This is a genomic window from Nonomuraea sp. NPDC050227 (genome assembly GCF_044459705.1).
GTDB lineage: Bacteria > Actinomycetota > Actinomycetes > Streptosporangiales > Streptosporangiaceae > Nonomuraea.
Genome location: NZ_JBITJF010000003.1, coordinates 642,453 through 655,974 on the forward strand (window position 1 = coordinate 642,453; position 13,522 = coordinate 655,974).

Annotated in this window: 16 protein-coding genes; 7 read left to right on the plus strand and 9 right to left on the minus strand. The window is 73.5% G+C overall.

What is annotated here, in order from left to right:
* Positions 1–9: 9 nt before the first annotated feature.
* Positions 10–1,089: a Gfo/Idh/MocA family protein gene (locus tag ACIBK9_RS15270; RefSeq protein ID WP_397158519.1), complete on the plus strand. Its 1,080-nt coding sequence runs from the start codon at positions 10–12 to the stop codon at positions 1,087–1,089.
* Positions 1,086–2,228: a galactonate dehydratase gene (gene dgoD / locus ACIBK9_RS15275; protein WP_397158521.1), complete on the plus strand. Its 1,143-nt coding sequence runs from the start codon at positions 1,086–1,088 to the stop codon at positions 2,226–2,228. Before ACIBK9_RS15270 ends, dgoD begins: the two co-directional genes overlap by 4 nt.
* Before the next feature lie 109 nt (positions 2,229–2,337).
* Here dgoD and ACIBK9_RS15280 read toward each other — a convergent pair whose 3' ends face one another.
* Genes ACIBK9_RS15280 through ACIBK9_RS15290 form a run of 3 tightly spaced genes read right to left on the minus strand, consistent with a single transcriptional unit; the run spans position 2,338 to position 4,828 of the window.
* Positions 2,338–2,904, minus strand: coding sequence for a YciI family protein (locus ACIBK9_RS15280; protein ID WP_397158523.1), 567 nt, complete (start codon positions 2,902–2,904; stop codon positions 2,338–2,340).
* A gap of 41 nt (positions 2,905–2,945) precedes the next feature.
* Positions 2,946–4,133, minus strand: a complete 1,188-nt coding sequence (locus ACIBK9_RS15285) for a macrolide family glycosyltransferase (protein WP_397158525.1) — start codon at positions 4,131–4,133, stop codon at positions 2,946–2,948.
* A 38-nt stretch (positions 4,134–4,171) separates the two neighbouring features.
* Positions 4,172–4,828, minus strand: a complete 657-nt coding sequence (locus ACIBK9_RS15290; protein ID WP_364338778.1) for a CatB-related O-acetyltransferase — start codon at positions 4,826–4,828, stop codon at positions 4,172–4,174.
* A 55-nt stretch (positions 4,829–4,883) separates the two neighbouring features.
* Here ACIBK9_RS15290 and ACIBK9_RS15295 point away from each other — a divergent pair, with 55 nt between their 5' ends.
* The gene (locus ACIBK9_RS15295) at positions 4,884–5,540 is read left to right on the plus strand and encodes a TetR/AcrR family transcriptional regulator (protein WP_397158528.1); all 657 of its coding nucleotides are present in this window, start codon (positions 4,884–4,886) and stop codon (positions 5,538–5,540) included.
* Positions 5,541–5,554: 14 nt separating this feature from the next.
* On the opposite strand, the gene ACIBK9_RS15300 is transcribed toward ACIBK9_RS15295, so the two are convergent.
* Positions 5,555–6,181, minus strand: a complete 627-nt coding sequence (locus ACIBK9_RS15300) for an NAD(P)-dependent oxidoreductase (protein WP_387674145.1) — start codon at positions 6,179–6,181, stop codon at positions 5,555–5,557.
* A gap of 39 nt (positions 6,182–6,220) precedes the next feature.
* Positions 6,221–6,676 carry an SgcJ/EcaC family oxidoreductase gene (locus ACIBK9_RS15305; protein ID WP_397158530.1) on the minus strand — a complete coding sequence of 152 codons (456 nt, stop codon included), beginning with the start codon at positions 6,674–6,676 and terminating at the stop codon, positions 6,221–6,223.
* 180 nt (positions 6,677–6,856) lie between these two features.
* Between ACIBK9_RS15305 and ACIBK9_RS15310 the strand changes: the two genes are divergently transcribed.
* Positions 6,857–7,282 carry a MerR family transcriptional regulator gene (locus tag ACIBK9_RS15310; protein WP_358299351.1) on the plus strand — a complete coding sequence of 142 codons (426 nt, stop codon included), beginning with the start codon at positions 6,857–6,859 and terminating at the stop codon, positions 7,280–7,282.
* A gap of 141 nt (positions 7,283–7,423) precedes the next feature.
* Here the strand turns inward: ACIBK9_RS15310 and ACIBK9_RS15315 are convergent, their stop codons facing one another.
* Complete coding sequence (locus ACIBK9_RS15315; RefSeq protein ID WP_397158533.1) at positions 7,424–8,848, minus strand: MFS transporter; 1,425 nt, start codon at positions 8,846–8,848, stop codon at positions 7,424–7,426.
* A 136-nt stretch (positions 8,849–8,984) separates the two neighbouring features.
* Here ACIBK9_RS15315 and ACIBK9_RS15320 point away from each other — a divergent pair, with 136 nt between their 5' ends.
* On the plus strand, positions 8,985–9,341 hold the full coding sequence (locus ACIBK9_RS15320; RefSeq protein WP_397158535.1) for an ArsR/SmtB family transcription factor: 357 nt from the start codon (positions 8,985–8,987) through the stop codon (positions 9,339–9,341).
* Positions 9,342–9,395: 54 nt separating this feature from the next.
* Positions 9,396–10,457: a hypothetical protein gene (locus ACIBK9_RS15325; protein ID WP_397158537.1), complete on the plus strand. Its 1,062-nt coding sequence runs from the start codon at positions 9,396–9,398 to the stop codon at positions 10,455–10,457.
* 18 nt (positions 10,458–10,475) lie between these two features.
* Here the strand turns inward: ACIBK9_RS15325 and ACIBK9_RS15330 are convergent, their stop codons facing one another.
* A complete protein-coding gene (locus ACIBK9_RS15330) occupies positions 10,476–11,021 on the minus strand; it encodes a YceI family protein (protein ID WP_397158539.1) in 546 nt (181 codons plus the stop codon).
* 89 nt (positions 11,022–11,110) lie between these two features.
* On the opposite strand from ACIBK9_RS15330, the gene ACIBK9_RS15335 reads away from it, so the two are divergent.
* Positions 11,111–11,566: a MarR family transcriptional regulator gene (locus tag ACIBK9_RS15335; RefSeq protein WP_358299336.1), complete on the plus strand. Its 456-nt coding sequence runs from the start codon at positions 11,111–11,113 to the stop codon at positions 11,564–11,566.
* Positions 11,567–11,596: 30 nt separating this feature from the next.
* On the opposite strand, the gene menC is transcribed toward ACIBK9_RS15335, so the two are convergent.
* Entirely contained in the window at positions 11,597–12,715 is a 1,119-nt protein-coding gene (gene menC / locus ACIBK9_RS15340) for an o-succinylbenzoate synthase (RefSeq protein WP_397158542.1), read from the minus strand.
* On the minus strand, positions 12,712–13,470 hold the full coding sequence (locus ACIBK9_RS15345; protein ID WP_397158544.1) for a GNAT family N-acetyltransferase: 759 nt from the start codon (positions 13,468–13,470) through the stop codon (positions 12,712–12,714). The genes menC and ACIBK9_RS15345 overlap by 4 nt, the downstream gene beginning before the upstream one ends.
* Positions 13,471–13,522: the final 52 nt, after the last annotated feature.

Consider the following 13,522-nt stretch of genomic DNA (forward strand, 5'->3'; position numbering starts at 1 on the left):
GTACCCCCCATGCCTTCCCCTCTTCGCGTCGTCCTGGTGGGCGGCGGTCAGATCGCCGACTCCACCCACATGCCGGCTTTTCGCGAAATGTCGGCCGATATCGAGGTTGTGGCGGTCGTCGACGCCACCGTCGAGGCGGCCAGGTCGTTCGCCGACCGGTGGGCCGTGCCGCACGCCTCCGACGACCTCGCCGCGACGCTGCGGGACCTGCGCCCCGACCTCGTCGACATCGCCAGCCCGCCCGCGCTCCACCGTGACCAGGTGGTCGCCGCGCTGCGCGCGGGCGCGTGGGCGTGGTGCGAGAAGCCGCCGTGCCTGTCGCTGGCGGAGTACGACGAGATCACCGCGGCCGAACAGGCCGGCGGCCCGTACGCCGCGGTCGTCTACCAGCAGCGTTTCGGCTCGGCCGCGCAGCACGCCCGCGCGCTGATCTCCGGCGGCGCACTCGGCCGGCCGTACGTCGCGCACTGCCAGACCACCTGGTTCCGCGACGCCGGCTACTACGCGGTCCCGTGGCGCGGCCGGTGGGAGACCGAGGGCGGCGGCCCCGCCATGGGTCTCGGCATCCACCAGATCGACCTCATGCTCGAACTGCTCGGCGACTGGAGCGAGGTGCGAGGCATGGCCGCCAGGCTCGCCCGCGACGTGCGGACCGACGACGTGACGACGGCGCTGGTCCGCTTCGACTCCGGCGCGCTGGCCACGGTCGTCAGCACGTCGCTGGCGCCGCGCCAGGTCAGCCACCTGCGCGTCGACCTCGCCGCCGCCACCCTGGAGCTCACCCACCTGTACGGCTACGCCAACGAGAACTGGACGATCACCCCCGCCCCCGGCGTGACCGGTCTCGACTGGCCGCCGCCCGACGACGTGCCCAGCTCCCACCTGGCCCAGCTCCGGGACCTGATCGCCGACCTGCGGGCCGGACGGCGGCCCCGCGGCAGCGGCCAGGACGGCCGCAGGGCGCTGGAGCTGATCACGGCGATGTACAAGTCGGCGCTCACCGGGCAGCCGGTGCGCTCCGGCGAGATCGGTCCGGGCGACCCGTTCCACCGGAACCTGCACGGCGACAACCCCGAGGTGTTCCAGTGAAGATCATCGGCTTCGAGCTCTTCACCGTCACCCCGCGCTGGATGTTCCTGCGCGTCGACACCGACGAGGGCGTCAGCGGCTGGGGCGAGCCCATCGTCGAGGGCCGCGCCGAGACGGTCGCCTCCTGCGTGAACACGCTGATGGAGGCGCTGGTCGGCGCCGACCCCGGACGCATCGAGGACCACTGGCAGGTGATGTCGAAGGGCGGCTTCTACCGGGGCGGCCCGATGCTGTCCAGCGCGGTCGCCGGGATCGACCAGGCGTTGTGGGACATCAAGGGCAAGGCTCTCGGCGTGCCGGTCTACGACCTGCTCGGCGGCCCGGTGCGCGATCAGGCCAAGGTCTACACGTGGGCGCACGGCGACACGGACGCGGAACTGGCCGAGAACGCCGTGGCCCGGGTGGAGGCGGGCTTCGACACGCTGAAGTTCGCCGCCTGGGAGGGCCGGATGCCGCCGATCCCGTCACCGGCCCTCACCAGCCGGATCGTGGCCCGCTTCGCGGCGGTGCGCGACGCGGTTGGCGACGGCGTCGACCTGGCCGTCGACCTGCACGGCCGCTTCACGTCGGCGGCCTCGCGCAAGGTGCTGCCGCTGCTTGAGCCGCTGTCCCCCTTGTTCGCCGAAGAACCGGTGCTTCCCGAGTTCTCCCGCGACCTGCGACGAGTGGTGGAGTCCACGACGATTCCCATCGCGACCGGCGAGCGCCTGTTCTCCCGCTGGGACTTCCGCGACGTGCTCCCGACGGGCGTGGCGGTGATCCAGCCGGACCTGTCGCACGCCGGGGGCATCTCCGAGGTCCGCCGGATCGCCGCGATGGCCGAGACCTGGGACGTCACCCTCGCTCCCCACTGCCCCCTCGGCCCGATCGCTCTGGCAGCCTGCCTGCAGATCGACTTCGCGACCCCGAACTTCCTCATCCAGGAGCAGTCGCTGGGCATCGGCTACCACGACGGCAGCGAACTCCTCGACTACCTGGTGGACCGCTCGGTCTTCACCTTCACCGACGGCCACCTCGACCGCCCGACGGCCTCCGGCCTGGGCATCGAGGTCGACGAGAAGGCGGTGCGCCCGGCGTCGTCGCACGCCGGGCGCAACCCGATCTGGCGGCACCGGGACGGCTCGTTCGCCGAGTGGTAGCCGTCCATGGAACGCGCGGCCGAGCCCACGGCCGCGCGTGCGGGAGATCGTCATGGGTACCAGCTTCGGTTCCCCGGCATCGCCCTGACCGTCGCGCGGCCGCCGGTCGTCATCGACGGCCGCCGAACCCCCAGTCGTGCACCTCGATCCCGGCGTAGCGGTCGGCGGTGAGGACCGCGCGGGCCGCGTCCGCGTCCGGCGCGCGGACCAGCAGCGCGGTGCCGACCCAGGTGGCGCCGTCGTCGGACAGCAGCGGCCCGTACGCGATCAGCTCGTCGCCGTCGGCCGGCGGGACGAGGTCGGCGGGCTGCCCGGAGCCGAGGCCCAGCACCAGGTACCGGTTGCCGCCCTGCCGGCCGCCGGGGAACTCCCACATGGTGCGCCCCAGCACGTTGCGCCAGCGGCGGAGCAGCACGTCGCGGTAGACCCCGGCCTGGTAGTTGGGCTCGTCGAAGGCGAACGCCCGCGCGGCGGCGGGGTCGGGCAGGTCGACGATGTGCACGCTGCCGGTGGCCGCGTCGGTGTCGCGGTCGAAGGTCGGGCCGCGGGCGATCAGCTCCGCTTCGTACCGGTCCATGTAGGACCAGTGCGCCTCCCCCAACTCCCCGCGCAGGGGGCCCGATCCGGGACGGTCACGGTGGTAGCAGAAGAACTCCATGCCGAGAGTACCTACCACGTGATCTTCACCCGGTCACCATCGCCGCCCGGCCCGGCGGCTCAGCCGAGCATCTGCTCGACGAGGTCGGCGGCGCGGGTGGTGCCGCCCTCGGCCCGCGCCTCGGCCTGCAGGCGCGTCAGGCGGCGGGCCACCTCGGGGTCGCCGGTCAGCTCGGCCAGCGCGGCGCGCAGGGCCTCGGCCGTGGCGTCGGCGGTGTCGATGCGGCGGGCCACGCCCAGCTCCACGAGCCGGTCGGCGTTGGCGAACTGCTCGGCGCCCTGCGGGACGGCGATCATCGGCACGCCCGCCAGCAGCCCTTCGCAGCAGCCGCCCATGCCCGCGTGGGTGACGAACGCGTCGGCCTGGTCGAGGATCGCCCGCTGCGGCACCCACGGGTGCACCTCGACGTTGGACGGGATCTCGCCCAGCTCCCCCACGTCGGTGTACTTGCCGATCTGCAGCACGACGTGCCAGCCGGGCAGGTCGCCGAAGGCCGCCAGGCACCGGCGGTAGAACTCCGGCTGACGGGTGTAGGCCGACCCCAGGGAGATCAGCAGGACGTTCGCGGCGTCGCCCGGACGGGTCCAGCCGCCCTGCCCGCGCAGGTCGTGGCAGGGGCCGACGAAGGTCACGGTGGCGGTGTCGACCTGGTCGGCGTGCGGCTGCATGGCCCGCGGGATCAGGGCCAGCGCGCGGGGCGGATGGCCGGAGAAGGCGTCGACGTCGGTGGTGGTGGCGTCGGACCCGGCGAGCCAGCCGGCGAACCTGGCCCGGTAGGCGTCGGCCCCCGGCAGCCGCCACAGCTGCGCCGCCACCTCCTCCTGGTAGCCCTTCCAGGCCACGAACGTCGGCGACAGCTGCAGCAGGGGTCGGCCCTGCGCCTCGGCCAGGGCCCGCGCGGCGTAGGCGCCGATGTCGTACAGGTAGAGGTCGGCGGGGTCGTCGTCGTAGGCGGCGCGCAGCTGCGGGAGCGCCTGGACGGCGTCGTCCAGGAAGAGGCTCATCGCCGCGATGGGGTCGTCGGGCCAGTCGTTGTCGGCGACCGGCAGCGTCGAGGTGCACGGGACCAGCTCGGCGCCGGTGCCCGTGACCAGGTCGGCGACCGCCGGGTCGTTGGCGTACGTCACCCGGTGGCCGCGGGCCACCAGCTCGCGGACGATCTCCAGGCTGGGCAGGACGTGGCTGACGGCGGGGATGCCGACCATGGCGATGTGGGCGCGGCGGCGGGACATGGGCGAGTCACTCATTTCGGGTTCTGCGCGGCGGAACAGGTGCTGGACGACGGTCAGGCGCGACGCGCATCCGGCGCGGCGGCCTCCAGGTCGGCGACGCTGCCCGACATGATCGTGCGCACGTGCTCGGTGATGTGCTCGGCGGGCCAGTCCCACCAGGCCACCGCGAGCAGGCGGGCGACGTCGTCGGCCGGGTAGCGGGTGCGGATGAGGCGGGCCGGGTTGCCGCCGACGATCCCGTAGTCGGGCACGTCGGAGGTGACCACGGAGCCGGCGCCGATGATCGCGCCGTGCCCGATGCGCACGCCGGGCAGCACCGTCGCGCCGTGGCCGAACCAGACGTCGTTGCCGACGACGGTGTCCCCGCGGTTGGGCAGGCCGGTGAGCAGGTCGAAGTGGTCGGACCACGAGCCGCCCATGGTGGGGAAGGGGAAGGTCGAGGGGCCGTCCATGCGGTGGTTGGCGCCGTTCATGATGAACCGCACGCCGGTGCCCAGGGCGCAGAACCGGCCGATGACCAGCTTCTCCGGGCCGTAGTGGTAGAGCACGTTGCGGGTCTCGAACGCGGTCGGGTCGTCGGGGTCGTCGTAGTAGGAGAACTCCCCCACCTCGATCAGCGGGGACTTGACCAGCGGCCGCAGCAGCACCACCCGCGGCTGGGCGGGCATCGGGTGCAGGACGGTGGGGTCGGCGGGGACGCGGGCGTTCATGGATCTCTACCTTCCGCCACTGCTAATGCGACAACTTGTACATTAAGATGGTGGCATGCCGACGTCCGCCTCGCAAACAGGTAAGGGGACGACGACGTCCGAGAGCCCGTCGTCCGGGCCGCGCCGCCGTCCGGGTGGCCGTACCGGTCGCATCCGCGCGCAGGTTCTCGACGCGGTCCGCGCCGAGCTCGCGGAACGCGGCTTCGACGGGCTGACCCTCGACGCCGTCGCGGCCCGCGCGGGCGTGCACCGCGCGACGGTCTACCGGCGCTGGCGGGACGTCGGCGGCCTGCTCGCCGACGTCCTGGAGGCGACCGGCGACGACGACTGGCAGCCCCGGGACACCGGCTCCCTGCTGGGCGACCTGGCGGCGCTCAACCACGAGAACCAGGCGGCGATGACCGCGCAGCCGTCGATCGCCGCGGCCCTGATCGCCGCCTCGTTCCGCTCGGAGGAGGCCGCTCGCGGCGTGCGGCGGCTCTGGGAGGACCGGTACACCCGCTGCGAGGTCATCGTCAGGCGGGCGGTCGCGCGGGGCGAGCTGCCGGCCGGCACCGACGCGCGGCGGCTGCTCGTCGCCGCCACCGCGCCGCTCTACCACCACCTGGTGCTCCTCCGCACTCCCCCCGACCCGGACCTGCCGGAGCAGGCGGCGCGGACGGCCGTGCTCGCCGCCGCGGCCGGCGCCTTCACTGCTCCGCCGGGGCGGTGAGGCCGGGGTCGCGGTCAGGAGGAGACGGCGACGGGCAGGCGGTAGGTCCGCGGGTCGTCGAGGTGGCCGACGATGAAGGCGGCCAGGTCGGCGCGGGACGTACGGGCGCCCAGGCGTTCGGTCGCGCCGATCGAGACGCGGGGGCGGCCGGTGCCGGGCCGGTCGGTCAGGCCGGTGGGGCGGACGGCCGTCCAGTTCAGCCGCGTCCCGGCGAGCGCCTGTTCCATGCGCGCCATGTCGGCGTACGGATGGCGCATGACGTGGTGCAGGACGCGGCCGAGCAGGCGGGTGACGGGCCCCGCGCCGGGCGGGACGGCCAGCCCGGCCGAGGAGATCACGACGAGCCGGGCGGACGGCGGCAGCGCCGCGACGATCGCGGCGGTCCCCTGCGAGTAGACCGTGGTGGGGCCGCGGCCGGACGGGCCGAGGGCGGAGATCACGGTGTCGTGGCCGGTCAGCGCGTCACGCAGGCTCTCGGGGTCGGTCACGTCGGCGGCGCGGCGGACGAGCCGCGGGTGGTCGAGGTCGAGGCCGCCGGGGCGGCGGGCGACGGCGGTGACGGCGTGCCCGGCCGCGAGGGCGCGTTCGACGACGAGACGTCCGGTGCGGCCCGTGGCGGCGACGACGGCGAGGGAGGTCATGAGCGGGCGATCTTCCGTGGCGAGGGTGGCGGGAGAGCTTCAGACGTGGGCGGCGGGCTTGCTGGCGGGCTGGAACGTGAAGGAGATGGCCTCCATGAGGGCCTGGTGCTTGGTGTTCTGGAAGGCGGCGATCTTCCAGTCGCCGTCCGCCTGCCGGACCATCGTGTAGGTCTGGATCTTGTGCGGCTTGCCGGGCTTGCCCTTGTAGGTGTCGCCGCGGGTGATGACGAGGGCGGTGCCGGGGCCGGCGAGACGGATGCCGACGGTCTCACTGGCCAGCCTGGTGCCCTTGACGAAGCTGTCGAACAGCGCCTGGTGGGCGTCGCCGATCTCGCGGGCGCCGGTGTAGAGGGTGCCGACGTAGGTGATGTAGGTGGCGTCCTCGGTGAACAGGTCGCCGTACGCGCCGCCGTCGGCCCGGTTCCAGGCGTCGGCGAGACGGTCGAGCACGGAGGTGATGGCGGCGGCGTCGGCGGCGGTGAGGGTGTTGCTCATGGTCGTTGCCCTTCCTCAGGTGACTTCGCGGAAGCATTTGCTTCTTTGAAGATTTATCTTCTCTGAAGAAGAGATTAGGAGAGGGGTCGGCCCCTGTCAACACGGGGCGCCGCCGATCGCCGCCGCGCCGCCTGCCGGGGCCTGATCCAGGACGGCGGGCTCACGTATGCTTGCGGTCCCATGAGTGAGCAGTTGACGATCGGCGAGCTGGCCGAACGCACCGGGGTCGCCACCTCCGCGCTGCGCTACTGGGAGGAGCTCGGGCTGATCCCGGAGCCCGAGCGCGTCTCGGGGCAGCGGCGGTATCCGCCGTCGGCGGCCGAGCTGGTCGCGGTGATCCTGCTGCTGCGCGAGGTCGGCCTCACGTTGCGCGAGATCAGGACCTTCATCGCGGCCCGGTCCCAGCCGGGCGACGGGTGGCGGGAGCTGTACGGGCGCAAACTCGCCGAGCTGGACGAGCGCATCGCCCGCGCCCAGGTGGCGCGCACCGCCATCGCGCACGGCATGGCCTGCCCGCACGAGAACGTCTTCGAGTGTCCCGCCTTCACCGGGGCGGTCAGGGCGCGGCTGGCGGGGGCGTCGCTGGAAGAGGCGCACCAGCACTGAACGGCGGCCCTGCGGGCGCGGACGCCTCGGCCGCCGCTGCACCGAAGGGGTGCCCGCGGCGGCCGAGGCGCGCGTCAGGGGGCAAGCGGCCAGGGGGTCAGGCGGTCAGGCGGTCAGGCACGAACGGTCAGGGGCGAGCGGTCAGGGGGTGCTGCGGGGCAGGGTGAGGGTGACCAGGAGGCCGGCGATCATCACCGCCGCGGTGAGCAGGACGACCAGGAACTCGCCGTCCGCCGTGGCGGCGCGCAGGGCCTGGCCGGTCCTGCCCGCGGTCCCGAGGTCGGCGATGACGGTGAAGACGGCCAGGCCGATGGCGTTGCCGATGTTGAGCGCGGTGGAGGCGATGCCGTTGGCGACGCCCTGCTCGTGGGCGGGGGTGCCGGTGGCGGCGGCGATCCACATGGCGGTCCAGACCACGCCCTGACCCAGGCCGGAGACGACGAGACCGGGGATCAGCAGGCCGTACCCGGCGTCGGCGTCGAAGCCGAGGGCCAGGACGGCGGTCCCGGCGACGCCGACGGCGAAGCCGATCAGCAGCGTGGCCCGGGTGCCGATCCGGGTGGCCAGGCGTTCGCCGCCCTGGGTGCCGGCGGCGATGGCCAGCGACGGGACGAGGAAGGCCAGCCCGCTCTGCAGGGCGCTGTAGCCGTGGACGCTCTGCAGCAGCACGGTGAGGAAGTACGGCAGGACGCCGAACGTGGCCATGTAGACGAAGGTGACCAGCATGCCGACGGTCAGGCTGCGGTTGCGGAACAGCCGGAACGGCATGAGCGGATCCGCGCTGCGGGCCTCGACCAGCGCGAAGATCGCCAGCAGCACGGCGGCCACCGCGAAGGCGCCCGCGACCAGGGGGCTGCCCCAGCCCAGCTCGGGCCCCTCGACCAGGGCGAAGACCAGCAGCGTGGACCCGCCGGTCACGGTGAGCGCCCCCGGCATGTCGAACCTGCGCCGTTCCCGCCTGGCCGGGTCACGCGGGACGACGGCCAGGGCCGCCAGCGCGACCAGCCCGGCCAGGGGGACGTTGACGAAGAAGACGGCGGGCCAGCCGAAGTTCTCGGTGAGGACGCCGCCGAGCAGCGCGCCGATCGTCAGCCCGCTGGCGCCCGCGCCGCCCCAGACGGCCAGCGCCCGGTTGCGCTGCCGCCCCTCGGCGAACAGGCTGTTGAGCAGCGCCAGCGTCGAGGGCAGCAGCAGCGCCCCGCCGACGCCCTGCACCGCGCGGGCGACGATGATGACGACGGGGCCCGTGGCCAGCCCGCCCGCGAGCGAGGACAGCGCGTAGAGGGCCAGGGCGAGCACGAAGACGCGGCGGCGGCCGAGCAGGTCGGCCGCCCGGCCGCCGAACAGCAGGAAGCCGCCGGCGAAGACGACGTACGCGCTGACCACGAGCTGCTGGGTCTGGCCGGGGAAGCCCAGGTCGGCGCCGATCCGCGGGAGCGCGACGAAGACGATGTTGAGGTCGAGCGCGTAGATGAGCTGGGCCAGGGCGAGCAGCGCCAGGGTCCAGCCGAGCCGGGGCTTGACGCCGTCCGCGACGGACGCGGGCAGCGTGGATGGTGTGGACATGGAACGCCCTTCGGAGGGAGCCGGTGAGCGGGCACGCGGAAGCCCGCCGCACGAAACGATCGTACGATGATTTACGTACGGCTGTACTATGCCAGACCGGAAGGCGATTGTTCGACAGTCGCGGTACAGTTGGACCATGGCTTTCCGTCATCCCGACCGCGACCAGATCCGGGTCGAAGACGTGCTGTCGGCGCTGGGGAACGGCGTGCGGCTGTCCGTCGTCCGCATCCTCGACGCCGGGGGTGAGCACAACTGCACCAGCGTGCTGAACACGCTGGGGATCACCGCGAAGTCGACCATGACCCACCATTGGCGGGTGTTGCGCGACAGCGGGGTGATCTGGCAGCAGCCGTCGGGCCGGGAGAACCTGCTCGTCCTGCGGCGCGAGGACCTGGACGCCCGCTACCCCGGCCTGCTCGACGCCATCCTGTCCGGCGCCCGCACCGACGCCGCCGCCCACCGGCACGACGACACCGGGCAGCCCTCCCGGTGAAGCAGTCCTCCCGGAGAGGCGGTCCGACCGGCTTCCGGCGCGTACATTGCTGGCATGTTGCTGCGCGTCGGCCGGGTGGTCGCGGGTGTGGTCGCGCTGGTGCTGGCGGCTTCCGCCGCCTTTCCGCTGAACGCCCGGGGCCCGCGGCCAGGAGCCGGCGGTTGTCCGGTCTCGTCCGCCGGCGGGTGGGAGCGCGGTGACCGGCCCGGGGAGCTGGTGCCCGCCGACGGCGCCGTGTCGGTGACGATGTGCGAGCTGCCCCTGCCGTCGTCCCAAGGGCAGGCGGCAGGGGCGGTCAAGAGGCTCACCGACGGGGTCGGCGCGATGGTCTCCGAGCTCAACGGCCTGCCCACGCGCGACGCGCTGGAGGCCGAGCTGCGCCGGCGCGAGTCGGCCAAGGGGCGCGTCCTGGGCGACGACCTCCACCTCGGCGAGATCTGCACCCTGGTCGGCTACGGCACGAGCCTGTCCTTCGTCGTGCATTACGGGAACGTGCGCCGGCCCGCCGTCGTGCTGGTCGATCGCAACTGCGGCACCGCCCGGTACGCGGGCCGGACGCGGTTCGGCGATCCGAGCGACGCCTTCCTCCGCCGTTACCGGGCGCAACTGGAGGCGCGGCCGGCGCTCGTGCGGCTTCCCGGGTGCGCGGACGCGCTGCCGGCCGCCGACATCGACCTGACCCGCCCGCGCGGTTGGCCGCGCGACGACGTCGCCGCCAACCGCGGCTTCCGGTGGCGCGCCCTCCTGCCCAGCCCGCTGTCGGCCGCCGCCGCCTGCCGGTACCGGCTCGACGGGGACGTGCTGCGGTTACGGGCCCAGGCCCGCGTCCCGGATGATCTTGAATCCGTGCGGTCGCTGCTCAATGTCTCGACGGCCGTGGACACGGTGACCGACCGTGGCGGAACGGAGAGCGTCACCAACGCCACCGACTGCGGCCTGGGCAGGTTCACCCGCCCGGCCGCCCTCGACGTGGTGTGGGTGGGCGACACCACCGGCGCCGTCGCCGAGGTGCGGGTCTGGCGCGCGCCCTGCCGGGCCGTGTACGCCGGATCGACGGGCGGCAGGATCCCCACGGCGGAGTTGCTGTCCCGCCTGGACGCCTGGCTGGGACGCTGAGAAACCTCGGGCGCGCGCTCAGGCGGACCTGACGGCGGAGATGTCGAACTCCAGGGTGATCCGGTCGGAGATCATCACGCCGCCGGTCTCCAGCGCGGCGTTGTACGTCATGCCGAAGTCCTTGCGGTTGATCGCCGTGCCGCCCTCGAAGCCGACCCTGGTCACGCCCTGGGCGTCGACGGCGGTGCCGGTGTAGTCGAGCGGGACGGTGACCTGCCGGGTCACCCCGCGGATCGTCAGGTCGCCGGTGACCTCGAAGGCGTCGCCGCCCGCGTGCTTGACGGACGTGGACTCGAAGACGATGTGCGGGTGGGCGGCGGCGTCGAGGAAGTCGCCGGTGCGCAGGTGGCCGTCGCGCATCTGGTTGCCGGTCTGGATGCCGGCCACGTCGAGCACCACGCGGACGGCGGAGGCCGCCGGGTTCGCCGCGTCCAGGCGGGCGGTGGCCTCCTGGACGGGGATGCTGCCGCGCACCTTGGTCACCATGGCGTGGCGGGCGACGAACCCGAACCGGCTGTGGGCCGGGTCGAAGGTGTAGTCGCCGCTCAGCTCGCTGGGGTACATGTCGCGCTCCAATTAGTTCAGCACTGGAAGATTCGGCACGACAGTACCTAGATTTATTTCAGCACGCAACCTTCCAGTACGATCGGGGCATGACCCGCTGGCTCAACGACGACGAACAGCAGGCGTGGCGCAGGTTCGGGCTGGCCACCCGCCTGCTGACCGACCGCCTGGAACGCGACCTGATGGCGGCCGCCGACATGCCGCCCACCTACTACGAGCTGCTCGTCCTGCTGTCGGAGGCCCCCGGGCGCACGATGCGCATGAGCGAGCTGGCGCAGTGGACCAACTCCAAGCCGAGCCGCATCTCGCACGCGGTCAACAAGCTGGAGCAGAAGGGGTGGGTGCGCCGGGAGCACTACGCCGGCGACCGGCGCGGGTGGCTGGCCGTGCTCACCGACGACGGGCACGCCGCGCTCCGGGCGGCCGCCCCGAAGCACGTGGCCAGCGTCCGTGAGCACCTGGTCGACCTGCTCACCGCGGAACAGCTGCGGCAACTCGCCGACATCAGCCAGGTCCTGCTCGACCACCTCGTCGAGCAGGAGTGACAACGTCCGGTCAGCCCACGCCCGACCGTCTCACCCGGCGGGGGTGACGCGGACGGGCGGGTCGGTGGTGAAGGCCGCCAGGGCGTCCGGGTCCGGCGTGACGCCGACGCCGGGGCCGTCGGGCACCACGATGGAGTCGCCGGTCAGCTCGATCGGCGCGGTGATGTCACGCTCGTAGTAGCGGGCCGTCGCCGAGATGTCGCCCGGCAGCGTGAAGCCGGGCAGGCTGGCCAGCGCCAGGTTCGCCGTCCGGCCGAGCCCGGTCTCCAGCATCCCGCCGCACCACACCGGCACGTCCGCGGCCAGGGCCAGGTCGTGGATCCGGCGGGACTCCAGGTAGCCGCCGACCCGGCCGGGCTTGATGTTGATGATCGAGCAGGCGCGCGCCCTGATCGCGGCCGTGGCGGAGCGGGCCGAGGTGATCGACTCGTCCAGGCAGATCGGGGTGTCCATGCGGGCGGCGAGCCGGGCGTGGCCGTCCAGGTCGTCCGGGGCGAAGGGCTGCTCCAGCATGGTCAGGCCGTAGGCGTCCAGGCGGGCCAGGTGGCGGGCGTCGGCGGGGGTGTAGGCGGTGTTGGCGTCGGCGGTGAGCATCAGGCCGGGCCCGAACGTCTCGCGCACCAGCCGCACCGGCTCCAGGTCCCAGCCGGGCTCGATCTTGAGCTTGATCCGGGCGTACCCGGCGCCGATGTGCCGGTCCACGGTGTCGAGCAGGTCGTCGAGGGTGTCCGCGATGCCGACGGACACGCCGACGCGCACGCTGGACCGCACCCCTCCCAGGTGGGCGGCCAGCGACAGGCCGCGCGCCCTGAGCACCGCGTCCAGGACGGCCGTCTCGACGGCGGCCTTGGCCATCGGATGGCCGCGCAGGTGCGCCAGCGCGGGCCCGACGCCGGCCGGGTCGAGGCTCGGCACCGCGAACAGGGCGGGCAGCAGGAAGCGGCGGATGAGGTCGGCCGCGCCCTCCAGGTACTCGGAGCTGTAGGTGGGCTCGTCGTCGGCCACACACTCGCTCCAGCCCTCCTCCCCCTCGGCGCCGCGCACGCGCACCAGCAGCGCCCGGCGCACGGTCTGCGTGCCGAGCGAGGTGCGGAACGGGGTGATCAGGGGCAGCGCGACCGTGCGCAGCTCGGCTTCGGCGATCCTCATGCCGCGCGCTCCAGCACGTACCAGCCGTCCCTGGTGAAGGCGGCGATCCGGTAGCCGCGGGCGAGCGCGCCGCCCAGGGCGGCCCGCTGGGCGGCCCGCCACCGCGCGGCCTCCGCGGGCTGCTCGCGCCGCAGCCGCTCGGCGTCGGCGGGCGTGGCGCAGCGCAGCACGGCCGCGCCGCCCGGCTCGCGCGGCGCACCGCTCTCGTCGAGGATCACCTCGGCCTTCCGGGACTCGCCCGGGGCCGACCGCTCCGGAGAAGGGGCCGGGTCGACGGGCCAGTGGGCGAACAGGCGGTCGGTGACGTCGCCGCCGTTGATGCCGTCGTTCATCGGCCCGTAGAAGTCGGGCACGTACCGCTCGGCCCGCGCGCCGAGCCGGGCGAGGTTGAAGAAGGCGTTGCGGCGGACGAGCGGGTCGAAGGTCCAGGAGATGGAGTTCAGGCCGCGTTCGGCGGCCCACGTGCGCTGGTGCGCCTTGATCGCCTGGCCGATCCCCCGGCCCCGCGCCTCGGCGGCCACGCCCACGACGTGGGAGTGCAGGCTGCCCCCCTCGGCGAGGAACCCGGAGGCGGCGGCGACGAGCACGCCGTCGAGGAAGGCGCCGCCGACGTAACCGCCGGTGTGCTCAAGGGCGCACATGAGGTCGACGGCCACCGGCGGGTCGTCGCCCGCCCTGGTGTTCCAGACGCGGCGCAGCAGCCGGTCGGCGGCCTGGAACTCGGAGGTCCCGTGGAGGATGCGGATATCGAGCATGGCACCAGCATTCCGCCGGACCGCCGCCGGATCGTTGGCGCGCAAGCCCAAC